We start from the raw sequence: 22,271 nt of genomic DNA, 5'->3' as shown, positions 1-22,271 counted from the left end.
GCTCAGCAATCGACCCCACCGCGGTCAATGCCGGCCTCGGCCAGGGCCACGGCGCGGAAGATGGCGCGCCCCTTGTTCATGGTCTCCTCCCACTCCAGACGCGGGACCGAATCGGCCACGATCCCGGCGCCGGCCTGGATATGCAGGGTGCCATCCTTGATGACGGCGGTACGGATGGCAATCGCCGTGTCCATATTGCCGTTCCAGGAGAGATAGCCCACGGCCCCGGAATAGACCCCCCGCTTCACCGGCTCCAGTTCGTCGATGATCTCCATGGCGCGGATCTTGGGTGCACCGGAGACGGTGCCGGCGGGGAAGGTGGCGCGCAGCACATCGATGGCGCTGAGCCCTTCCTGCAGCTCACCGACCACGTTGGAGACGATGTGCATGACGTGTGAATAGCGCTCCACGATCATGCGGTCGGTGAGCCTCACGCTGCCGGTCCGGGCAATGCGCCCCGCGTCGTTGCGCCCGAGATCGATCAACATCAGGTGCTCAGCCAATTCCTTGGGGTCGGCCAACAGCTCGACCTCCAGCGCCTGATCCTCGGCCTCGGTGGCGCCGCGGCGCCGCGTACCGGCAATGGGGCGGACCGTCACCAGCCCATCTTCCAGACGGACCAGGATCTCGGGCGAAGAGCCGACGATCTGGAAGTCACCCAGGTCCAAAAAGTACATGTAGGGCGAGGGGTTGAGTCCGCGCAGCGCCCGATACAGGTCGAGCGGCCGGGCCTGGAAGGGGATGGAGAGTCGCTGGGAGAGCACCACCTGCATACAGTCGCCGGCCAGGATATAGTCCTTGATCCGCTCGACCGCCGACTCGAATCCCTGCTGGGTGAAGCCGGAGACAAAGTCGTCCTCATGGACCCGGCGCTCGCCCTGCGGGGGCCGTCGTGGGGCGCCGCGCTGCATACGCCCGATCAGGTCCTGCATGCGCGCCCGACCGGACTCCAGGGTATCCCCGGCGTGGGGGTCCAGGTGCAGGATGATGTACATGCGGCCACTGAGATTGTCGAAGACGACGACCTCGTCCGAGACCAGGAGCAGGATGTCCGGGGTATTCTGCTGATCCGGGTTGGGGCAGTGGGCGAGGCGCGGCTCGATATAGCGGATGGTGTCATAGCCGAAATAGCCCACCAGCCCGCCGGTGAAGCGCGGCAGGCCGGGGTGAGTGGCAACCCGGAAGCGCGCCTGGAACTCACCGATCCAGGCGAGCGGATCGGTCGTCTCGGCGGTCTCGATCACCGCACCGTCGCGCTCCACCTGGACCTGATGGCCGGTGACCTTCAGTACGGTGCGGCAGGGCAGCCCGATGATGGAATAACGGCCCCATTTCTCGCCGCCCTGGACCGATTCGAACAGATAGGAATAGCGCCCTTCGGCCAGCTTGAGGTAGACACTTAACGGGGTGTCCAGGTCCGCGAGGACCTCGCAGACGAGTGGGATACGGTTGTGGCCCGCGGCGGTCAGGTCAGCAAAAACTTCAGGGGTCATTGGAGGCTCCGGCAAGAGGATTCAAACGGACGACGGTTGATTCAATACAAGCGTCGCCATCGCCGTCCGACCATCGTCGCCCTCAATTCAAAACCGAAAACCACAAACCACCGCTCCATTCCGTTATCCCAAAAAATCATTTAAGAAATAGACAGGATTAACAGGATTTCTCAGGATTCACAGGATGTATCGCTGTTGCGTTTCGCAACCAAGAATCCTGTTAATCTTGCCTAATCCTGTTAATCCTGTCCAATTTCCTGACTGTTGTTCAATAGCCAGTTTGGCATCACGCGTCATGCTTCGCGGCGCTCGATCGAGGAGGCGACCAGGGCGCGCAGGTCCATGAAACTGTCGATCACCGCGTCCGGACCGGCCTTCCGGATGTCCTGACCGTGGTTGTAGCCGTAACTGGTGCAGATGATGTGGAAGCCCGCCGCCCGCGCCGCCGTCACGTCGCTCACCGAATCACCGATCATCAGCGCATCCCCGGGCGCGACCCCGAAGTGTGCCGCCGCGTGCAACAGCGGCGCCGGGTGCGGCTTCTTCTCGGCCAGGGTATCCCCACTCACGACGATGCCGAAATAGTCGAAGAGTTCCAGGTCGCGCAGCAGCGGCAAGGTGAACTGGGCCGCCTTGTTGGTGACACAACCGAGCGGATAGCCGGCCTCGCGCAGATAGTCAAGCCCCTCGCGCACCCCGGGATAGACCGCTGAACGCCCGGAGGTGTTCTGCGCATAGACCTCCATAAAGATGGGCAAGGCCAGCGCCAAATCGGCTGCCGGGGGCTCGCCGTCGAGCGCCCCGACCAGGGTGCGCTGCACCAGCCGCTCCACCCCATTGCCGACCCAGTTGCGCACCGCCGCCTCGCCCTGCGGCGCGCGTCCGAGTCGCGCCAGCATGGCGTTCAGGCTGTAGGCCAGGTCCGGGACGCTGTCGATCAGGGTCCCGTCCAGGTCGATCAGGATCATCTTAGGCGTCAGCATGCGGCGGCTCCTGGGTCCTGGTCGCGACTAGCGGCTCACCGCCGCCATGGCCTCACGCAGCTTACGGATGATGCTGTCATAGCGGTGGGGATCGGTGTCGCACGCCTGGCTGAAGATACCGGAGCCGGAGACGAAGGTGTCCGCCCCCGCGGCCTTGATCTCGGCGATGTTGTCGGCCTTCACGCCGCCGTCGATCTCCAGGCGAATATCGCGCCCGGAGTCGTCGATGATCTCGCGCACCTGCCGCAGCTTGTCCAGTGCCGAGGGGATGAAGCCCTGACCGCCGAAGCCCGGGTTGACCGACATCAGCAGGATCATGTCGACCTTGTCCAGCACATAGTCCAGATAACTCAAGGGCGTGGCAGGGTTGAAGACCAGGCCGGCCTTACACCCCTCGTTGCGGATGAGCTGCAGGGTGCGGTCGACGTGCTCGCTCGCCTCCGGGTGGAAGGTGATGTAGGTCGCCCCGGCGGCGGCGAAGTCAGGGATGATGCGGTCCACCGGCTTGACCATCAGGTGGACATCGATCGGGGCGGTGACGCCGTGCTTGCGCAGGGCCTCGCAGACCAGCGGGCCGATGGTCAGGTTGGGGACATAGTGGTTGTCCATCACGTCGAAGTGGACGATGTCGGCCCCGGCGGCCAGCACGTTGTCGACCTCCTCCCCCAGCCGGGCGAAGTTCGCGGAAAGGATAGAAGGTGCGATCAGGTCAAGCGCCATGGCAGTCGGTCCCCCGGGGTTTCCCCGGCCGTGTGATGCGGTATCGGCCAGGTGTGTTGTTAGAAGGCCCAGAACTCTAACCGAAGCGCCGGAGATTTTCACTCGCGCCTCACGTCCCGCGCGCCTGGGTCACGGTCTCGTAGGCACGGCGGATCTCATGGGTCTTCTGGGAGGCCAGCTTAACCACCTCCTCGGACACGCCGCGGGACATCAGCTTGTCCGGGTGGTGACGGTTCATCAGCTTGCGGTAGGCGCGCTTGACCTCATCGTCGCTCGCCTGGGGCGTGATGCCGAGCGTGGTATAGGCCCCAGCCAGCGAGGTCTGGCCCGGTTGCCGGCCCGGGGCATTGGTGCGCCCGCCGGCCGTGCGCCAACCGGCGGCACCGCCCAAGAGACTGTACTGGAGCTGGATCAACTGCTCCAGGCGTCGGAAACTGGTCGGGGAGACCTGGAGCCCCTGGCGGCACTGCTCCAAAATCATACGCTTGATCGCCGTCGGCGGCCCATCCATGTAGGCCGCTGCCAGTTGAATCTCCATGAACAGGTGGTGCAACTGAGTCTGCCCGGCGCTCGCCTGCCGGAAGGCAACCAGGGCCGCGCCGAGATTGAAGCCGTCCGCCTTCCCCTGGTTGAAGAACGCGATGGCCTTGCGCCGCACCGAGCGGTTGAGCGCCATGCGCGTCATGACCGATTCCGCATAGGCGATCTCCAGTTCGCTCACCCGCCCGTCGGACTTGGCCAGGTAGCCCATGACCGCGAAGGTGGTCTCCAGAAAGGTCTCCTGGTTGCGCGCCCGTTCGGCGATCCGCGCCGGCGTGAAGAGGTCCGCGAAGTGCGCCGCCCCGCGGTCCGCCCCGTGACCCATCGTCGCGCCGACCACAGCCCCCAGTGGGCCACCCACCAGGAAACCCAGGGTCCCGCCGACCGCCTTACCCCACCACCCCATGACCGCAACCCTCGTGTGGCACAGCGACACCGGGGAGCCCAGGGCTGTGCGTGACTGAACGATGGTGTGCATCGTAACCGGTCAGACCCCTCTACCGCTCGCGGGGTAGGCCAGAAAGCGGCAAACACCCCAGGAGAGTGCTATCGTCTACTGTCATCTCTAGCCGCTTGGCCCTCTCCGAACATGAACCCCACACCCGATCTGGACCTGATGCGCCGCTTCAAGGAGCGCGCGGAGGCGGCCTTGCCTGGCCGAGTCGCGCGCGTCGTCCTGTTCGGGTCCAGGGCGCGTCGGCAAGCCGGTTTGGCCTCCGCTGGGACCTGGCCGTGTTCCTGCGCCACGGTGCCACCTGTGCAGACACGGACACACTGGCGGACGCGGCCTACGACCTGATCCTGGAGAGCGGTCAGGCGATCCACCCCATCGCCCTGGCGGAAAATGGCCACGATGTGCCGCGACTGCTCATGGGCGAGATAGAGCGGGACGGGATTAGCGTGTGAGCCTGCCCGATCTGGCAGAAGCGCCCGCCGCGTTGCGGAGAGATGCCAGGGACTTCGTTACCTTATGTACCGGAACGAACCTGTAGGACCTAACAGGGAATATCGATCCGCTTAGCGTGATCCGAGACCGGGGCCGGATCGATTTCTGCGAAAGCCCAGACCCAGCCGACAAAGTCCGGATTGGCGCGATGGGTCTCCAGCCGTCCCGGGGGCGGTACAGCCCCCCAGCGTCTAAGACCGTTTCAACCCACAGGGCGATGGCCTCGCCGGCGTTGGCCAGGGCCGCATCCAGCGTGTCGTCTGCCGAAAAACAGCCGGGCAGGTCCGGAACCACCACGCCAAAGGCGTTGCAGTCATCGCCCGGCTCGATTGCGATTGGATATCTCACAGGGGGTTACCTTGAACCTAGAAAAAGCAGTTTGTCACGCCAAGGCGCCAAGCTGTGATAGGAAACTTGCGATATCGGTCCTGGGCGATAGCGACTCCCTTGCTATCGTAATGCGGAGCCCTTCTTGGGCCTGGTAGAAGGCATCTGCCAGCCGGCAGAAACCGTCTACCAGGTGGCAGACCCTTTCTGCCGGCTGGCAGATACTTTCTACCGTGGGGCAGACCTCTTCTACCCGGCGGAAGACACTTCCTGCCGGCTGGTAGCGACTTTCTGCCAGATGGCAGAGGCTTCCTACCAGCCGGCAGAAGCCCTCTGTCGCGCATGACTACGTTAATGAAAAATAACCGTTTTTTTCGATTCTAGAAGGCAGATGTAAACTGCCTGGCGGTAGACTGCTTCTACCGGGCGGCAGATGATCTCCGCCAGCTTGCGGACTCTGCCTACCGGGTCCCACACGATTTCTGCCGGACGGCAGATTATTTCTGCTGCGCGGCAGATGACCTTCGGGGCCAGGCGCTGCATCCAAACACACCCGCGAACAGATTCTGGCGAACCAGCTATACTTATTTGGCGCCTAGCCGAAGGCGCAACCGCAAGGAGGCCGTCGCATCGGACGCGGTAGAAAGCGTCTGGCGTATCCCAAGATCGCGCCGGAAGCCTAACACCCACGCAATCCTCAAGATCGATCCAATCAGGAGAGGCACGATGTCAAAATCAGACTATGTTCCCCCTTCAGATGCCGACTTTCTCCGTTTGCTGGATAAATTTCTCGCCCGTGCCAAGGAGGCCGGAGACTGTCTGTTGCCCGAGGACCTGGCGCAATTGCAGACCGGGGCGGCGGAACTCCATGCCGGGGTGGCCGAGGCCGACCAGTCGGCCACCGCGCACAAAAATGCGGTCGCGCGCAAGAAAGACATCCGCGACCGCGTTGAGCGCAACTTCCGTGCCGTTGGCCGCCGCATCAAGGCCCATGCCAAATATACCCCAGCCCTGGGTGCCCTGATGGGACTGGAAGGCGCGGACTACACCCCGAAGCCCGCCACGGCCAAGCCGAGCCTGAGTGGCCTGGATCTGTCGGATGGCGAGATCCAGATCGACTTCACCAAGGGGCCGATGAGCGACGCCATCCACCTCTACTGCCAGCGCGAAGGTGACACCGGCTGGGTGCTGCTGGGCTTGGCCAATGTCTCGCCTTTTATCGACCGGCGCCCCCTGCTGGTGCCCGGCAAGCCCGAACTGCGGCGGTATACGGCCGTTTATGTCAAGAATTACAAGGAATTCGGGCAGTTCAGCGATGAAATCGTGGTAAACTGCGCGCCCTGATGAGCGCCGTGCCAAACGCTGCTTGAAACGAGTAATTCGCCACTTGGCAGCAGGCTGATTGCAACTAGGCCGCCGGCACAGCATACTTTTTCAGGAAGCGTCCTGAGTCACTCGCGGTTTAGCGTGTGATTCAGCAAGAAAGAGCCGCCTCCTGGCGGCTTTTTCTTTATTTGACCAGAGACAACCAGCTGATGGCCAAGAAAATATCCCGCATCGCCGACCCCAATACGGCATTTCCGGCGTCAGCCAATGAGTTGCATCGGGACGGCGACCGCCTGTGGGTACCGCTGCGCAACGAATGGCGCGACGTCAGCAACAAGCCAGAGGAGGTCGTGCGGCAGCGCTTCATTCGCATCTTGATAGAGGAATATGGTTACTCACTGGAGCAAATGGATCAGGAACGGCGGACCCTGCATGGGCATCGCAGTCCGCGGGCCGATATCGTGGTATGGGAATCTCTCGACGAAAAGACGGCGAGCCGTACCCCCATACTGGTCATCGAATGCAAAGCGGACGGCATCGAGATCCTGGTAGGTGATTATTATCAAGGCGAGTCCTACACCCGGGCCGTGGGATGCGAGTTCTTTATCGCGACCAATAGCCGGCACACGGCGACCTTCCGGCTGGTGCCTGGCCTGCCCGGCGAATTCGTCGCCATCAACGAGATCCCAAAGGCGGCGGACTGGGGCAATGCCAAGCGGCTGCAAGAAATCCGCGACTCATTGCGCGCTTTCAACCGCAAGGAATTTCAGGACCTGCTATTCAAGTGCCACAGTATCCTGCGGGATGTGCATAAGATGGACCCGGGACGGGCCTTCGACACCATCTCCAAGGTGCTGTTCATCAAGATGTATGTCGAGCGTACCGGCCTGCATGGGACTTTTACGACGGACTATCTCGACCGGCGCGATGCCTCGCGCATGCCCAACGATCCGCTGGTGCATGACGGTCTGTTCGAGCTGACCAAACAGCATTATCGGGCGGACGACCTGTTCTCAGAGACCGACCTGCTCGACATTTCCAAGGAAACCTTTCGCCGCATCGTCAAGGAACTGGAGCGCTTCGACCTCTCAAAGACCGGCGACGATATCAAAGGCTTGGCCTTTGAGCGGTTCCTGGGAACCACCTTTCGCGGCGAACTGGGCCAGTTTTTTACGCCGCGCCCGATCGTCGATTTCATGGTCCAACTCATCGATCCGCGGGAGCGGGAGCTGATTTGTGACCCCGCCGCCGGATCGGGCGGTTTTCTGATCCGCGCATTCGAGTATGTTCGCGACCATATCGTCGCCGATATCCAGGCGCAGAAGGACGAGGCACGCGCACTGATCGAGGCGGAAGCCCTGCCCGAGGAGGAAGAAGATCGGGAAATCGAGGCCGCGTTTGCGCGATTCAATGAACAATTGCTCCCGAGCGGTGATAACAATCAGCCGATCGATAGCCGCGTCGGGCGTCTGGCCTGGCAATGCATCTATGGCACCGATGCCGAACCGCGCGCCGCCCGCACCGCCAAGATGAACATGATCATGCACGGCGACGGGCATGGCGGCATCCATCACCATGATGGCCTGCTCGACATCAACGGCATCTTCGGCGGGCGCTTCGATGTGGTATTGACCAATCCGCCGTTCGGCTCGAATGTCGGCTCGGATCAAAAGGTCGGGGCCAGCGCGGAATCCAAGGTCTCCCTCGATCTCGCCTATCTGGACCGGTGCGAGATACGCTATGGGCGACCCTGGCAGTTGAGTCACCGACTCCATCGGCAAGCGGAAATCGCCAAGACACCCATTCTCGATTTGTTTGAGATCGGCAAGGGTAAGAACAACAGACCCACCGAGCTGATTTTCGTCGAACGCTGCCTGAACCTGCTCAAGCCTGGCGGCCGGATGGGCATCGTCCTGCCCGATGGCAATCTCAATAATCCATCGCTCGCCTGGCTACGCCGCTGGGCCGAGGGCCGTGCCAGGCTCATGGCCGTGGTCAGCCTGCCGCCCGAAACCTTTCGCTCCAGCGATGCAACTGTAAAGGCATCGCTGGTCTTTCTGCGACGCTTCACCGAGACAGATAGTACTGCCTGGGATGCCGCCTGGGCACAAGCTCAGGCTGAGTTGGATAACGGATTCGATGCACAGCGCAATGCCCTGCACGCCGCCAGCGCACCGGCTATCCTGACCGGCGGTGACACCGAAGCCGCGCGCCTGCTGTCTGAGCTTGCGACCTTAGGGGTACGGCGGGAATTGCCGCCTTGGAAGCTCGGAGAACCACCGCCCTATCCGCGCGCGATTGGCCGGACTACCCAGGCCGCCCCGGCTTGGACCGGCAAGGCCCAGCATGGCCAAGGTGCAAAGGCAGCGGAACTCAAACGTCAGGCGCAAGTGGCCCTGACTCAAGCGCAGGGGGCGAGTGCCGTGGCCCTGGCTGCACTCAAGGCCGCTTACCGCCCGATTGATGAGGCGCATAATGCGGCACTCTGGGCACGGGTCCGCGAGTTATTCGATTATCCCGTCTTCGTTGCCGCCCCCAAGACGGTGGGGATCACGTCGACCGGCGAGACGGGGGAAGGGGTGGCCAATGATTTCGAGACCACCTTGGCCGCCTGGCGAGCCTTTTTATCTTGGATGGAGAATGGGGCCAAAGCGGAGAATGCGCCAAATTTTCAGCGGCCCTCCACTGCCTGATCCGCAGATGGAGGGACATCGAGCGCTGGATCGAGGATGGAATAAGCGCATACATCAGCCGATATGCCGAACATGCCCTAAGAGGACTATTGGCCCGTAGGATCGAGCCAATATCAAGAGACGAAGTATCGCTCGAACAACTCAATGTCATTGCCAAGATCAGCTTTGGCGGGGCATTGCATTTACGGACGGCTGAAGACAAGCGAAATTATAAAGGGCCACTGCTTCTTGCTCGTCCCGGCGATCTAATCATCTCCAAGATTCGTGTTGCCCAGGGTTCGCTGTGTATTGTGCCAAGCGATCTCGAGCATCTGGCGGTGAGTCCCGAATATCCGGTTTATGGGCTCGACGACACCCAAATAGTATCGGAGTTCCTGCGACTGATGGTCAGTTCCGCGCCATTTAAGTCGCGGGTCTCGGCCTTACGCTCGGGCAATACATCGAAGGCGCGTATCAAGCCGAGCGACTTTGAGGCTTTGACGATTCCGCTACCGAGCCTGGCAGACCAAGATGCATTGGTCGCTGCCTATATGGATGCCATTGAGCGGGCTGCCACGCTCGAAAAGGAGGCAGAGAAGATCGAAAGCGCGGGCTTGCATGGCTTTGAAGAGGCTCTGGGAATGTTGCCCCCGCCGCCTTTGCCTGATCGGCCGTTGTTCATCGCACGCTTCAAGGACCTAGACCAATGGAGCCATGAGGGAATCCTCCGAGCATCCCTTCCGCCGACCATCGGCGGCACTGTTTGGCCCATGGTTGCATTAGGTTCGGTTGGAACCATTGCTTACGGTATCCAGAAATGGTCGGGTAACAGGCCGGGCACCTTCGCCCGCCCCTATCTGCGCGTCGCGAATGTTCAGCGTGGGACACTGGACCTGCGGGAAATCAAATTTATCGAAGTATCAGACGCCGATTTACCCAAGGTACTGCTTAAGGTCGGCGATCTTCTGCTCTGCGAGGGAAACAGCGCTGAGTTGGTCGGGCGCGCGGCAATATGGCGCGGCGAAATTCGCGATTGCGTACATCAGAATCACATACTGCGCGTCCGCCTTGATCAAGATGTGATGCTTCCCGAGTTTGTCTTGGCGGTCATCAATAGCCGGCACGGGCAGAGCTATTTCCGCTCAAAGGCCAAGCAGACAACCAATTTGGCTTCGATCAATAGCCGTGAGGTCGCCGCACTATCTGTGCCGCTGCTACCCATCGCTGAGCAAAAGTCGCTGCTATTGCTGCTTGATGCGAGTCATTTGTCGGCCGAGCAAAAACGCAGCGAAGCCGCCAAGCTGCGCCAATCCGCCCGCACCACCTTCGAGGCGGCCCTGTTCGAGCCCTTCTGATTTGACGGCGACGCAGGTCGGAGCAGCGCCGCGCTCGTTGTAGGCTGGGTAGAGCGCAGCGAAACCCAGCAATCAACGCTTGACCTAAGCGCAAACGATGGGTTTCGCTGCGCTCTACCCATCCTACGGGGATACTGGCCCAGTCTCTCCGGCGGTGTCACGCAGGTGTTGGGCGCTCTGCGCCCTGAGGCCCGCGACCGGAGCGATGATCCAGGCGCGCCGGATCCACCAAACGCGATGCCGACGGGCTATTCTGATCTTCCTCTGCGCCTCCGCGTCTCTGCGTAAGTCAATAATGTCTCACGCAGAGGCGCGGAGACGCAGAGAATGGGAAATTCTGGCTTATCCCTGGGGCAAATGGCCGAAACGATGACCAAGGCCCGGGGAGACGATAAGCAGAGCTTCCAAGACCGCATTACCAAGGGGACCTTGGGAACGAGAACGAACGAGAACAGCAGATGTGTTCGGCTTGGGCCCTCGGGTTCGTGCCGACCCAGAGCTGGCCCGCCCTGGCCTGGATTCCGGCGTCCCGGCGGGAATGGCGTCCCTCCCCTACCCCTTTCGCTCCGTCCGCCGCCCCTTGCGCCCCGCCCGCGGCGGCAGCTTGACGGTCTTCACCGTATTCTCGGTCGTCTGGATGATCTCCATGGGATGGCCATGCAGCACCAGGCTGGTGCCGGGCTCGGGGATGGTCTCCATGTATTCGAGGATCAACCCGTTGAGGGTCTTGGGGCCATCGGTCGGCAGCTCCCAACGCAGCGCCCGGTTGAGGTCGCGCACGCCGATGCCGCAATCCACCAGCAGGCTGCCGTCATCCACCCGGTGGATCTCAGTGATGCTGTCGGAGGGGTCGGTGGTGAACTCACCGACGATCTCCTCCAGCAGGTCCACCAGGGTGATCAGACCCAGGAAATCGCCGTATTCGTCCACCACCAGCGCGATACGCTCCTTCTCCCGCTGAAAGTTCTGAAGTTGCTGGTAGAGCGGTGTACCAGCGGGGACGAAATAGGGCTCCTGCGCGATGGCTCGCAGGTGGTCCTTGCCAAGCCCCTCATCCAGCAGTGCGTGCAGGGCGTTGCGCGAATGAAAGACGCCGATCAGGTTGTCGATCCCGCCGTCGAACAGTGGCAGGCGGGTGTAGCCAGCATGGCGGATGGACTGGATAATCTCATCCGCGTCGTCCTGGATGTCGATGCCCTCGACCTCATTGCGGGGGATCATGATGTCCTCCACCGTGGCACTTTCGAGATCCAGGATGGCGAGCAGCATGGAGCGGCTGCGCTCGGGGATCAGTGCACCGGCCTCGCTCACCACGGTGCGCAACTCCTCGCGGCTTAAGGCCGTGCCCGATCCCGCTCCGCGCCGCACACCAATCAGGCGCAGCACCCCGTTGGCCAGGAAATTGATCAGCCACACGACGGGATAGAGGATTTTCAGCAGCGGGGTGTAGACATAGGCTGCCGGGTAGGCCATGCGCTCCGGCTTGAGGGTCGCCAGGGTCTTGGGTGCCACCTCGCCGAAGATCAGAACCATGAAGGTCAGCAGCCCGGCCGCAATGCCGATGCTCGCCTCCCCGCCCCAGTGCATGGCGATTACGGTGGCGATGGAGGAGGCCAGGATATTGGCGAAGGTGTTGCCGAGCAGGATCAGCCCGATCAGGCGGTCCGGCCGCTCCAGGAGGACACGGGCAAGCCGCGCCCCCCGGTTTCCCTTATCCGCATGATGGCGCAGCCGGTAGCGGTTGAGCGTAAACAGGGCCGTCTCGGTCCCCGAGAAGAAGGCCGAGAGCCCGATCAGGATCACCAGGGCGATCAAGAGTCCGGTCAGCGGGATGTCGTTCACGGTCGGCCGGTACCCCTGAGTGAATGGCGAGGCGATCGGCAGTTCACCCGCCGAAGGCCTCAGTGTAATAGCGCGAGACCCGCAGGGTCCCGCTCCAATGGCTGCCGGAAAGCCCGGCCTTGCGCTTGAGCTCGGTCAGGAACTGCCGCGGCTGCGGGAGCGACTCCCAAACCGCGGGCAGGAAGGTCCCGCGCGCCCCGCCATCGGAAAGGATCAAGCCATCGACCCCGGGCCGCAACTGCCGCAACAGGTCTTCCTCGTCGCTGAAGTGCATCGGCTCGGGGGCGGAGAGGACCGAGATATAGAGCGTCAGGTCGTCCAACTCCCAGGCCTGGAGCGGCTCACACCGCGGGTCGCGGAAGGCCGCGCCGTACGCATTGTCCGCCACGTCCAGGACCAGTGGCTGGTAGGCCTCCAGGTGGCCGATGCAGCCGCGCAGCGTGTTGAAGTGGTGCAGGGTCACGAAGGCGGCACGGTGCGCACGCAACGGCTCCGGATAGTCGGCCGGGTTCGGCTGGGTCGACACCCTCTGGGCCAGGCCATGACGGATCGATTCCCAGGCCGCCCCGAGCAGCTGCCGGCGCGACTCATCGTCTAACATTGTGGGTTCAGAAAACGACATAGGCACCAGAACTTCACAGTCAGGCCCGGCAAGGCGGGCGTTCTGTCACCATTCTAGTAGGTGCTCCCCCCGGGGGCGAATCGGACCGGCACTGGTGACCGGGCCAAACAAGCGAGTACACGCCATGAAAAGCCATCCCACCGAGTTTTGGCAGCTGCTCCCGGACGGCCGGGTGCAATGCGATGTCTGCCCGCGCGCCTGTCAGTTGCGCGACGGCCAGCAAGGCTTCTGCTTCGGGCGCAGCGCGCGCAACGGGGCCATCGTCCTGGACGCCTATGGGCGTTCCAGCGGCTTTTGCGTGGACCCCATCGAGAAAAAGCCGCTCAACCACTTTCTGCCCGGCACCCCGGTCCTGTCCTTCGGCACCGCCGGCTGCAACCTCGCCTGCCGCTTCTGCCAGAACTGGGACATGAGCAAGTCCCGCGACCAGGATACCCTGGCCGCCGCCGCCAGCCCGCAACTGATCGCCCGGCGCGCGGCCGACCTTGGCTGCCGCAGTGTGGCCTACACCTACAATGACCCGGTGATCTTCCTCGAATACGCGGTAGACACCGCGCTGGCATGCCGGGCGCTCGGCCTGCGCAACGTGGCCGTCACCGCAGGCTATGTGAGTCCCGGTGCCCGCGAGACCTTCTTCGCCCCCATGGACGCGGCCAACGTGGATCTGAAGGGCTTCACCGAGGACTTCTATCGCCGGGTCTGCGGCGGCCACCTGGAGCCGGTGCTGGAGACCTTGCGCTATCTGCGCCACGAAACCCGGGTCTGGTTCGAACTCACGACCTTGTTGATCCCCGACTACAACGACAGCGACGCGGAGTTGGACGCGATGACGGCCTGGATCGTGGACAACCTGGGCTTGGAGGTTCCGCTGCACTTCACCGCCTACCACCCGGACTGGAAGCTGCGCGACGCCCCGGCGACCCCGCCCGCGACCTTGAGCCGCGCCCGTGAGCTGGCCCGCCGTAACGGCCTGCGCTATGTCTATACCGGCAATGTCCATGATACGCGCGGCGGCAGCACCTGGTGTCACCAATGCGAGGCGCTGCTGATCGAACGGGACTGGTACCAACTCGGTCACTGGGGGTTGGACGCCACGGGCCGCTGCACCACCTGCGGCACGCCCTGCGCCGGGGTCTTCGACGGCCCGCCCGGCGACTGGGGCGCGCAGCGCCTGCCGGTGGGGTTTGGCCCCTAGGGGGCCGACCGGAGGTCGGCGCTCCCAGGCCGCGCTAGCCCTGCCCCTTTTTCTTCATTTGCGCCTTCACATGGGCCGCCAGTGCGCTGTCCATGGTGAGCGCGTGCTGGGCGAACCAGGCGGGGAGTTGTTCTGTCACATAGGCCCTGGCGAGCGCGATGCGTCCGCTGTTGACGCGTAACCGGAAGCCGTCCATCTCGCCCAGGACCCGGGCATGCTCGTCGCGGTGTTCTTTGATGGCCGGGAAGCCGGTCTCGCGCATCAACATGTCTTCGTTAGCGAAATGGGCGTGGGTGTGATTGACCAGGTCAGGATAGAGATAGGCGAAGACGGCCGCGCCCGCCTCACCCAAGTTGTTGACCAGATCGACGAACTCCCGGTGGGTGCGGTCCATCGCCGGCACACCGAGCAGAAAACGGGTCTTGAAGTCGTCGATCAGAAGCATGGGTCTCCTTCAGCCACCGGCCTCATGATGGGTGGGGGGCAGGTCCGCTGCCGCAAGCAGGTCCGGTATGCCCGCCGCGATGATCTCTATGCCCAAGCGCTCGCAAAACCGCCGCTCCTTGGGCGTCGGCTCCGAAATGAGGGCCCAGCCGGGGGGTGCCCCGGCGCTGTAGATCATATCCGACATGACCATGCGTTCGGTATCTCTTAAGAACCGCAGACCGAGAAAGGCGTAGCGGCGGCCCTGGCGGTAGGTCTTGAGGAAGGAGGGAATGGCGAAGCCGCCCATCAGCTCCGTGATGTAATCGACATAATCCGCGTCGGAGGCGATGTAAGTGGCATCCGGCCGCGGGCTCCCCATGGGCTTGAAGAGCACCGGCAACGCCGGGTCCACGGCGTCCTGATCCACTTCACGGTAGGCCGCGCCGTCGTAGTGATGGATGCGGAAGCGATAGTCGGTGCCGCCGACCCGGGAGATCCCGCGCACCAGCGTGTGGGGGACCCCGGCATAGGAGTCCTGAAGTTGGGTGTCGCGGTTGATGTCGATCACATACGGTGGCCGGCAGGCCTGGAGCCAGTCATGGACCGGGGCGCGGGTCCAGGTGCGCACGCCGTAGGTGGTGTCGAGGAAGCGGTGGACGGCCGCTCGCCCGCGCTTGAGCTCCACGTTCATCGCCGCCCGGGGGAACTCCCACATCAGTCGGGGCGACATGGGCTTGCCGTCGTTGAGCGCGATGATCAGGCTGTCGCTGTCGGCCGGGATGGGCTCACCGCTGGCGGGATCGATGACCCCGGTCAGGGCTCCGGGGCCGAGATAAGGGACGATCTCGCCGGTTACGATGCCGTGGGCCAGCGTGGTCAGTGAGAGGTCGGTTGGCATGGTCAGTGGCTCGTTGCGGTCGTTGGTCCAAGACCGAAGCAAAACTAGTGCCAGGTGGAAGCTGGTGCGCGACCCAAGACCTAAGAATTCTCAGGCCAAGGCGCCAAGACGCCAAGAACAACAACGGACTCCACGCACTGAGATCACTTGCCGGTTAAGTCGCAGAAGGCTGACAAAGCACTGAATAACCTTTGCGTTTTGGCGACTTAACGTGAGACCCACCCGCTCTGGATGGGTTTGTTGCCTTCCGGACAGGCCGGAGCGGCGGGCGGGGGTCGCGCCGGGGGCTCCGGTCGTTACTTCGCCAGCGCGACCGACCGGTAGGGACTGGCAGGGTTGAATGACCGCCGTTAGGCACCGGCCGTCGGCCCATCCACGCTACTTTGCCGCGACAGACCTTGCTTCGAAGATACTGACTGCCTCTGGTGGGAGTGCGTCGACCGGCAGCGGAATCCGGGAACCAGACCGGAGGCACACCAGCCAGAATGATTGCAGGAAGATCGTGCCTCCCAGAACAATCAGCGCGTCTCGGAGCCGCAGATGTTCTCGAAACACGCTATCACACTCTTCGCGGGCCGCCTGCCTTACCGCGACGTCAGTCAAGTCGAATTCAATGCGAACAGAAGGCACTTGAAGTTCCTCTCGCATTTGGAAAAACGGCTACGTTCGAGTGAAGACGGGCGCTTGGGCAAGCGGCCAGGCGTCACATGATAACGGCCAGGTGGAACCTGTCGGTGCCTGCCGGTGCAGCCCGGAGCTTAGCAATACAGTCATCCAGTTCTTCAAGGAGTTCGGCCTTCGTTTCCGCTTCAAGCTTGGGGTTCCAGCCCGCGGCCACATGGCTACGCAAGGTCTCGAGGCACCTCAACCCAGAGGAAAGATCAAACCACTGCATCTCGTCGATCCCGTACCCAGAGCCCGTTTCAGGATCGACCGTATCTTCCTCGTCAGCTTCGTCGTCCATATCCTCATCAGACATGTTCAATTCGAGATCGGTGAAGTCAGCGAAGGAGGATAGCTTGGGGATCTTCAGCTCGTCGCAGACGGCGTCGAGCTCATCGGAAAGCCCGTGCATGAGAGAGTGGTCATCATCGTCTCTCGACATCAGGCGACCCTGCAGGGTTTGCAGCCAATAGGTCATACCCATGCGAACGGACTCCTCACAAAGGGCGACGCGATGCGTGCCTCATTCGTTTTGCCGGACAAACTACCTAACAGACCGCGGGGGGTCGCACGGGGGGCCGGCGCTACTTCGCCAACGCCACCGGCAGGTAGGGGCTGGCGGGATTGACAGACAGCGTTTGGGTCGCGGGGTTCAGGACCAGGTCCATCATTTCCATCGGCACCGCGCCCAGCAGTGGTTCATCGCCAAAGACCAAGGCGGACAGGTCACAATAGCGATCCCCGAAATGGACACGCAGCGGTCCGACCATCGGCACGGCCTTCCGGGAGCCATCCGCCAGGATGACCTCCCGCGTGCTGACCTCCTCGACATCGAAGCCGAGCTGTAACGCGACGTGCGCGGGGATGATCATGAAAACAGCCCCGGAGTCCACCAGCGCCCGCACCGGCAGGCGTCGCTGCCTGAACGTACTTTCGAGCACGATATCGGCGTAGGTTAGGCCCATGAGTCCGATCTCCTCTCCTATGCAATATCCCAAATTGGCAGGACTGCGCCGGCTTGGCGAATCCACCGGTCCTCCGCCGGGGGCGGCTCAGTGGCCGTGGTTCGGGCTGGACTTTGTGATCTTTTCTGCGATCTTGTTTACCGCTTCCACAAACTCAAGAAATTCCGACTCATCTAGAGTTATATCTGGATGATATTCCACTCCTTGCACTCGAAAGCGATAAAACTTCGAGTTCTCCAACGGATATAAATCTTCGCAGATCGAGAAAACCCGATTTGTGTGGTTTGGATCCGATTTGTCAACAATGATGCAATCGAATTCCTTCCCGTATTTTTCTTCTTTCTCAATGTATGTGGCCATTCTCTTTCTCCTGGCCCAACTAGATTTCGCGGGACGAACTACCTAATAAGGGCGGCGCATGCACGGTCCCGCGGGCGGCGGCGACGCGTCCGCTTAATGCTCGCGCGTCGCCTGCATGCCGCCGCCGGACCTAGACCATCACCCCCGCCGCGGCGCTATAGCTGTCCAGGGTGTTCATATAGTTGGCCCGTTCGAATGCGGCGGGGTTGGGGACGGTGAGCGCGCTGACCCGGCCACGGAAGTCGGTGACCGACTCAAAGCCCTGCTCGCCCATCCAATCGGTGATGCCGGTCAGGATGGTCGCCAAGTGCTTGGGCCCCCGGGCCAGCAGTGAACTGCACAGGTGGACCACGTCCGCCCCGGCGAGCAGCAGCTTGATGGAGTCGGCCGGCGTATGGACACCGCCGGTGGCGCCCAGTGACAGCCCGTCGATCCGTCCGTAGAGAATGGCAATCCAGCGCATCGCCAGCAGTGCGTCGGCGGAGGTGGACGGCTTCAGGATGGGGTGCAGCCGCAGGGCGTCGATGTCAATATCCGGCTGATAGAAGCGATTGAAGAGCGCCACCCCGTTAGCCCCGGCCGCGGCCATCTGCTTGACCGTATACCCTAATGAACTAAACGCCGGGGAGAGCTTCATGTTGATGGGAAGCTTCACCTGCCCGCGCAGCTCCCGCAGCACACTCAGATAGCGCTCCTCCACCTGGGCGCCGCTCTGGTCGAGGTCGCCGGCGATGTAATAGACATTGAGCTCCAGCGCGTCGGCCCCGGCCTGCTCCAGGTCCTTGGCGGTACGAATCCAGCCGCTCGGGGTGACCCCGTTGAGGCTGGCGATCACCGGGATACTCAAGGACTCCTTGAGGCGGCGGACATTGTCCAGATAGAGATCCAGGATGTTGTCAAAGTCCTCAAAGGCGGGCAGGAAGCCGCCCTCGGCCTCGCCGAAGCCGGTCTCCTGTTGGTGCAGAAAGCGCACCATCGATTCGGCATCGGCGGTGACGGCCTCTTCGAACAACGACCACATGATGATGGCCGCCGCGCCGTTGTCTTCCAGTGCCCGCGCCGTCGCGACGCTCTTGGAGAGCGGCGAGGCAGAGGGAACCAGGGGATTCTTGAGGGCAAGGCCCAGATAGTTGGTGCTCAGGTCCACGGCAATTGCTCCGAAATGGGTTGAATGGGGGTTGAGCGAATAGGATCAGTGACCGCACGGCACGCACCGACACCGCCGCGCTCGGCAGTGGCGGTGCGTCCAAGCGGTGCGCTTGCTTATTCCTTGGGCTTGGCCCCTACCGGCACATCGGCCGTCTGAGCGGCCAGGTGCGCGAGCTGTTCATAGAGCTGGAAGCGGGTTTGCACATGCTTCTGCGCCTGCTGCAAGAACCCTTCGGCGACCTCCGGGTGGCTGCGGGTGAGCATCGAGAAACGGGTCTCGCTGCTGGTGAAGTCCCGATAGGGGACGCTCGGCGCCTTGCTGTCGATCAGCAGCGGGTTCTCGCCGGCGGCGGCGCGGCGCGGGTCATAACGGAACAGCCCCCAGTGGCCGGAGTTCACCGCCAGGTCCTGTTGCCGCAGGTTGTTGGAGAGATCCACCCCGTGGGCGATACAGGGGGCATAGGCGATGATGATCGAGGGACCGTCATAGCTCTCCGCCTCCAGGAAGGCTCGCACGGTCTGCATGTCCTTGGCACCGAAGGCCACCGAGGCCACATAGACGTTCTGATAGGCCATGGCCATCATCGCCATGTCCTTCTTGAATGACGCCTTGCCGCCGGCCGCAAACTTCGCCACCGCGCCCATGGGCGTGGACTTGGAGTTCTGCCCGCCGGTATTGGAATAGACCTCGGTGTCCAGGACCAGGATGTTGACGTTGCGCCCGGAGGCCAGCACATGGTCCAGACCGCCGTAGCCGATGTCATAGGCCCAGCCGTCGCCGCCGATGATCCAGACGCTGCGCTTCACCAGCTGTTCGCAGATCCCTTCCAGCACACGCGCCTCCAGCCGGTCGATCCCGGCCAGGCGGGTCTTGAGTGCCGCGACCCGCTCGCGCTGTTCGAAGATTCCAGCCTCGCTACTCTGATCGGCGTTGAGCAGGGCCTCGACCAGCTCGCCCCCTAGCGGCTCCGCCAGCACGTGGAGCAGCTCGCGCGCCTGCTCCACCTGCTTATCCACCGCGAGGCGCATCCCCAGGCCGAACTCGGCGTTGTCCTCGAAGAGCGAGTTGCTCCACGCCGGACCGCGCCCGTCCGGGTTCTTGGTGTAGGGGGTGGTCGGCAGGTTGCCGCCATAGATGGAGGAGCAGCCGGTGGCGTTGGCGACCATCATCCGGTCGCCGAAGAGCTGCGTGGCGAGCTTGATGTAAGGGGTCTCACCGCAGCCCACGCAGGCGCCGGAGAACTCGAACAGCGGTTCGAGCATCATCGCGTGCTTGATCTTGCTCGGGTCCAACTCGCGGCGGTCGTACTCCGGCAGGGTCAGGAAGAAGTCCCAGTTGGGCAGCTCGATCCCATGACGCTCATGGGCATCGACCATGTTGAGCGCCTTGTGGGTGGGGTCCTTACGGTCGCGGATCGGGCAGACTTCCACGCACAGCCCGCAGCCGGTGCAGTCGTCCGGGGCGATTTGGTAGCTGACGTGGTGGCCGACGGGGAAGTCCTTGCCCTTGATCTGTACATGCTGGAAGCTGTCCGGGCCGGCGGCCGTCAATGACTCCGGATAGACCTTGGCGCGGATCGCCGCATGCGGGCAGACCAGCGGACACTTGCCGCACTGGGTACACAGGTCCTTGTCCCACACCGGGAGCTTGAGCGCCAGGTTGCGCTTCTCAAACCGCGTGGTGCCGGTCGGCCAAGTGCCGTCCGCGGGCATCAGGCTGACGGGCAGGCGGTCGCCATGTCCATCCATCAGACAGGCGGTGACGTTGCGCACGAACTCCGGGGCGTCGCCCGGGACGGTCGCCGGGCGGTCGAAGGTGCTGGTGACCTGACCCGGCACCTTCACCTGATGCAACCCGGCCAGGGTCGCGTCGATGGCCTCGTAGTTGCGGTCAAGCAACCGCTGACCCTTCTTACCGTAGGTCTTCTTGACCGCATACTTGATGTGCTCGATCGCCTCGTCCCGCGGCAGGATGCCGGAGATGGCGAAGAAGCAGGTCTGCATGATGGTGTTGGTGCGCCGTCCCATGCCGGTCGCCTCGGCGATGCCATAGCCGTCGATCACATAGAAGGCCAACTGCTTGTCGATGATGGTCTGCTGCATGCTGCGCGGCAGGTCGTTCCAGACCTGATCCGCCGGGGTGGCGGAGTTGAGCAGGAAGGTCGCGCCGCGGCGGGCATGGTTGAGCATGGCATGGCGGTCGAGGAAGGTGGGCTGGTGACAGGCCACGAAGCTCGCCTCGTCATCGCCGACCAGATAGGTGCTGTGGATCTGCTGCGGTCCGAAGCGCAGGTGGCTGATGGTGATGGCACCGGCCTTCTTGGAGTCGTACTGGAAATAGCCCTGACCGAAATTGGGTGTTTCCTCGGCGATGATCTTGATCGAGTTCTTGTTGGCCGAGACGGTGCCGTCCGAGCCCAGGCCAAAGAAGACGCAGGCGGTGACGCCGGGGGCGTCGGGGCGATAGCTCGGGTCCCAGTCCAGACTCAGATGGGTCAGGTCGTCGAAGATGCCGATCGAGAAATTATTCTTCGGCGTGTCCTTGCTCAACTCATCAAAGACCCCCTTGACCATGCCCGGGGTGAACTCCTTGGACGACAGGCCGTAGCGCCCGCCGATCACGCGCGGCATAGTGGCCAGACGGCCATCCGACAGGGCCTGGGCCAGGCCGGTGACCACGTCCTTATAGAGCGGCTCGCCGTCCGCGCCGGGCTCCTTGCAGCGGTCGAGCACGGCCAGGCGCCGCGCGGTGACCGGCAGGGCCGCCAGCAAATGGGCCGGATCGAAGGGGCGGTAGAGACGCACCTTGATCAGTCCGACCTTCTCGCCCTTGGCGACCAGGTCGTTCACGGTCTCCTCGGCGGCGCCGATCCCCGAACCCATGATCGCGATCACCCGCTCCGCATCCGGTGCCCCGACATACTCGAACAGGCTGTACTGACGGCCGGTGAGGCCGGCGAACTTGTCCATGATGCGTTGGACGATGCCGGGCAAGGCGTCATAGAAGCCGTTCACCGTCTCCCGACCCTGGAAATAAACGTCCGGGTTCTGGGCCGTGCCGCGCAGGATCGGGTGGTTGGGATTGAGCGCGCGGTTCCGACAGGCCCGCACCAGGTCCTCGTCGATCATGGCCCGGATGGTCTCCACCGGAATGCGCTCGACCTTCACGACCTCGTGGGATGTGCGGAAACCGTCGAAGAAGTGGATGAAGGGGACGCGGCTCTCCAGGGTCGCCGCCTGGGCGATGAGGGCGAAGTCCATGGCCTCCTGGACCGAGGCCGAGGACAGCATGGCAAAGCCGGTGGAGCGGGTCGACATCACGTCCGAATGGTCACCGAAGATCGACAGGCCCTGCGCGGCCAGGGCGCGGGCGGCAACGTGTATGACCACCGGGGACAGTTCCCCGGCCATCTTGTACATGTTGGGGATCATCAGCAGCAGGCCCTGGGAGGCGGTGAAGGTAGTCGCGAGCGACCCGCCTTGCAATGCACCGTGGAGCGCCCCGGCGGCACCCGCCTCGCTCTGCATCTCGACCACCGAGGGGACCGTGCCCCACAGGTTCTTGACCCCTTGGGCGGACCACTCGTCCGCCCATTCACCCATGTTCGAAGACGGGGTGATAGGGTAGATCGCGATGACCTCGTTGGTCATGTGGGCGACATAGGCGACCGCCTCATTGCCGTCGAGGGTAACCATTTCGGATTGCGACATCGCTTGCTCTCGTAAGTTGGGAGGACCGGGGCGGGGGCGCGGGCCAGGGACCGTGCCCCTCAAGAATTCAGCGGAGAA

Annotated in this window: 18 protein-coding genes and 1 pseudogene; 5 read left to right on the top strand and 14 right to left on the bottom strand. The window is 63.0% G+C overall.

The features are described 5' to 3' along the window. Positions 1-2: 2 nt before the first annotated feature. The 4 genes from trpE to djlA all read right to left on the bottom strand — a co-directional run bounded on the left by trpE (position 3) and on the right by djlA (position 4,214). A complete protein-coding gene (gene trpE / locus QZY44_RS28175) occupies positions 3-1,493 on the bottom strand; it encodes an anthranilate synthase component I (RefSeq protein ID WP_295455894.1) in 1,491 nt (496 codons plus the stop codon). Between the two features lie 293 nt (positions 1,494-1,786). Then, a complete protein-coding gene (locus QZY44_RS28170; RefSeq protein ID WP_295455892.1) occupies positions 1,787-2,476 on the bottom strand; it encodes a phosphoglycolate phosphatase in 690 nt (229 codons plus the stop codon). 27 nt (positions 2,477-2,503) lie between these two features. After that, positions 2,504-3,196 (bottom strand): ribulose-phosphate 3-epimerase, encoded by a 693-nt coding sequence (rpe, locus tag QZY44_RS28165; protein ID WP_295455890.1) that lies wholly within the window; start codon positions 3,194-3,196, stop codon positions 2,504-2,506. 109 nt (positions 3,197-3,305) lie between these two features. After that, positions 3,306-4,214: a co-chaperone DjlA gene (gene djlA, locus QZY44_RS28160; protein ID WP_295455888.1), complete on the bottom strand. Its 909-nt coding sequence runs from the start codon at positions 4,212-4,214 to the stop codon at positions 3,306-3,308. Between the two features lie 254 nt (positions 4,215-4,468). Here djlA and QZY44_RS28155 point away from each other — a divergent pair, with 254 nt between their 5' ends. Continuing rightward, positions 4,469-4,642: a hypothetical protein gene (locus tag QZY44_RS28155; protein WP_295455886.1), complete on the top strand. Its 174-nt coding sequence runs from the start codon at positions 4,469-4,471 to the stop codon at positions 4,640-4,642. Positions 4,643-4,731: 89 nt separating this feature from the next. Here the strand turns inward: QZY44_RS28155 and QZY44_RS35985 are convergent. Next, a pseudogene (locus QZY44_RS35985) lies at positions 4,732-5,030 on the bottom strand (type II toxin-antitoxin system HicB family antitoxin). 705 nt (positions 5,031-5,735) lie between these two features. On the opposite strand from QZY44_RS35985, the gene QZY44_RS28150 reads away from it, so the two are divergent. The 3 genes from QZY44_RS28150 (at position 5,736) to QZY44_RS28140 (ending at position 10,362) form a co-directional block, all read left to right on the top strand. Continuing rightward, the gene (locus QZY44_RS28150; RefSeq protein ID WP_295455884.1) at positions 5,736-6,353 is read left to right on the top strand and encodes a hypothetical protein; all 618 of its coding nucleotides are present in this window, start codon (positions 5,736-5,738) and stop codon (positions 6,351-6,353) included. 191 nt (positions 6,354-6,544) lie between these two features. Next, positions 6,545-9,028, top strand: a complete 2,484-nt coding sequence (locus tag QZY44_RS28145; RefSeq protein ID WP_295455882.1) for an N-6 DNA methylase — start codon at positions 6,545-6,547, stop codon at positions 9,026-9,028. An 89-nt stretch (positions 9,029-9,117) separates the two neighbouring features. Beyond that, on the top strand, positions 9,118-10,362 hold the full coding sequence (locus QZY44_RS28140; protein WP_295455880.1) for a hypothetical protein: 1,245 nt from the start codon (positions 9,118-9,120) through the stop codon (positions 10,360-10,362). A gap of 552 nt (positions 10,363-10,914) precedes the next feature. Here the strand turns inward: QZY44_RS28140 and QZY44_RS28135 are convergent. Next, positions 10,915-12,204: an HlyC/CorC family transporter gene (locus QZY44_RS28135; protein WP_295455878.1), complete on the bottom strand. Its 1,290-nt coding sequence runs from the start codon at positions 12,202-12,204 to the stop codon at positions 10,915-10,917. Positions 12,205-12,247: 43 nt separating this feature from the next. Beyond that, positions 12,248-12,805 carry an AmmeMemoRadiSam system protein A gene (gene amrA / locus QZY44_RS28130; RefSeq protein WP_295455876.1) on the bottom strand — a complete coding sequence of 186 codons (558 nt, stop codon included), beginning with the start codon at positions 12,803-12,805 and terminating at the stop codon, positions 12,248-12,250. Between the two features lie 145 nt (positions 12,806-12,950). Between amrA and amrS the strand changes: the two genes are divergently transcribed. Next, positions 12,951-14,021 (top strand): AmmeMemoRadiSam system radical SAM enzyme, encoded by a 1,071-nt coding sequence (amrS, locus tag QZY44_RS28125; RefSeq protein ID WP_295455873.1) that lies wholly within the window; start codon positions 12,951-12,953, stop codon positions 14,019-14,021. Positions 14,022-14,055: 34 nt separating this feature from the next. Here amrS and QZY44_RS28120 read toward each other — a convergent pair whose 3' ends face one another. From QZY44_RS28120 to nifJ, 7 genes are all read right to left on the bottom strand, one after another. Beyond that, positions 14,056-14,466 (bottom strand): hemerythrin family protein, encoded by a 411-nt coding sequence (locus QZY44_RS28120; protein WP_295455870.1) that lies wholly within the window; start codon positions 14,464-14,466, stop codon positions 14,056-14,058. 9 nt (positions 14,467-14,475) lie between these two features. Further along, positions 14,476-15,345, bottom strand: a complete 870-nt coding sequence (locus tag QZY44_RS28115; protein WP_295455868.1) for an SIR2 family protein — start codon at positions 15,343-15,345, stop codon at positions 14,476-14,478. A 703-nt stretch (positions 15,346-16,048) separates the two neighbouring features. After that, a complete protein-coding gene (locus QZY44_RS28110) occupies positions 16,049-16,492 on the bottom strand; it encodes a hypothetical protein (protein ID WP_295455866.1) in 444 nt (147 codons plus the stop codon). Positions 16,493-16,592: 100 nt separating this feature from the next. Further along, positions 16,593-16,973 (bottom strand): aspartyl protease family protein, encoded by a 381-nt coding sequence (locus tag QZY44_RS28105; RefSeq protein ID WP_295455864.1) that lies wholly within the window; start codon positions 16,971-16,973, stop codon positions 16,593-16,595. 87 nt (positions 16,974-17,060) lie between these two features. Next, a complete protein-coding gene (locus QZY44_RS28100) occupies positions 17,061-17,333 on the bottom strand; it encodes a hypothetical protein (RefSeq protein ID WP_295455862.1) in 273 nt (90 codons plus the stop codon). A gap of 130 nt (positions 17,334-17,463) precedes the next feature. Next, entirely contained in the window at positions 17,464-18,480 is a 1,017-nt protein-coding gene (locus QZY44_RS28095; protein ID WP_295455859.1) for a dihydroorotate dehydrogenase-like protein, read from the bottom strand. Positions 18,481-18,596: 116 nt separating this feature from the next. Then, positions 18,597-22,193, bottom strand: coding sequence for a pyruvate:ferredoxin (flavodoxin) oxidoreductase (gene nifJ / locus QZY44_RS28090; protein WP_295455857.1), 3,597 nt, complete (start codon positions 22,191-22,193; stop codon positions 18,597-18,599). Positions 22,194-22,271: the final 78 nt, after the last annotated feature.

The organism is uncultured Thiodictyon sp., from assembly GCA_903837595.1.
Taxonomy (GTDB): Bacteria; Pseudomonadota; Gammaproteobacteria; order Chromatiales; family Chromatiaceae; genus Thiodictyon.
Note: the sequence above shows the minus strand (reverse complement) of the source record. Positions and strands in the feature narration are given on the sequence as shown.

What these genes read in the sequence shown, in the direction of transcription:
- djlA (WP_295455888.1), bottom strand. Translation starts at nt 4,214, where the DNA reads ATGCACACCATCGTTCAGTCACGCACAGCCCTGGGCTCCCCGGTGTCG.
- amrS (WP_295455873.1), top strand. Translation starts at nt 12,951, where the DNA reads ATGAAAAGCCATCCCACCGAGTTTTGGCAGCTGCTCCCGGACGGCCGG.
- QZY44_RS28115 (WP_295455868.1), bottom strand. Translation starts at nt 15,345, where the DNA reads ATGCCAACCGACCTCTCACTGACCACGCTGGCCCACGGCATCGTAACC.
- amrA (WP_295455876.1), bottom strand. Translation starts at nt 12,805, where the DNA reads ATGTTAGACGATGAGTCGCGCCGGCAGCTGCTCGGGGCGGCCTGGGAA.
- QZY44_RS28120 (WP_295455870.1), bottom strand. Translation starts at nt 14,466, where the DNA reads ATGCTTCTGATCGACGACTTCAAGACCCGTTTTCTGCTCGGTGTGCCG.
- QZY44_RS28170 (WP_295455892.1), bottom strand. Translation starts at nt 2,476, where the DNA reads ATGCTGACGCCTAAGATGATCCTGATCGACCTGGACGGGACCCTGATC.
- trpE (WP_295455894.1), bottom strand. Translation starts at nt 1,493, where the DNA reads ATGACCCCTGAAGTTTTTGCTGACCTGACCGCCGCGGGCCACAACCGT.
- QZY44_RS28105 (WP_295455864.1), bottom strand. Translation starts at nt 16,973, where the DNA reads ATGGGCCTAACCTACGCCGATATCGTGCTCGAAAGTACGTTCAGGCAG.
- QZY44_RS28145 (WP_295455882.1), top strand. Translation starts at nt 6,545, where the DNA reads ATGGCCAAGAAAATATCCCGCATCGCCGACCCCAATACGGCATTTCCG.
- QZY44_RS28100 (WP_295455862.1), bottom strand. Translation starts at nt 17,333, where the DNA reads ATGGCCACATACATTGAGAAAGAAGAAAAATACGGGAAGGAATTCGAT.
- rpe (WP_295455890.1), bottom strand. Translation starts at nt 3,196, where the DNA reads ATGGCGCTTGACCTGATCGCACCTTCTATCCTTTCCGCGAACTTCGCC.
- QZY44_RS28150 (WP_295455884.1), top strand. Translation starts at nt 5,736, where the DNA reads ATGTCAAAATCAGACTATGTTCCCCCTTCAGATGCCGACTTTCTCCGT.
- QZY44_RS28110 (WP_295455866.1), bottom strand. Translation starts at nt 16,492, where the DNA reads ATGGGTATGACCTATTGGCTGCAAACCCTGCAGGGTCGCCTGATGTCG.
- nifJ (WP_295455857.1), bottom strand. Translation starts at nt 22,193, where the DNA reads ATGTCGCAATCCGAAATGGTTACCCTCGACGGCAATGAGGCGGTCGCC.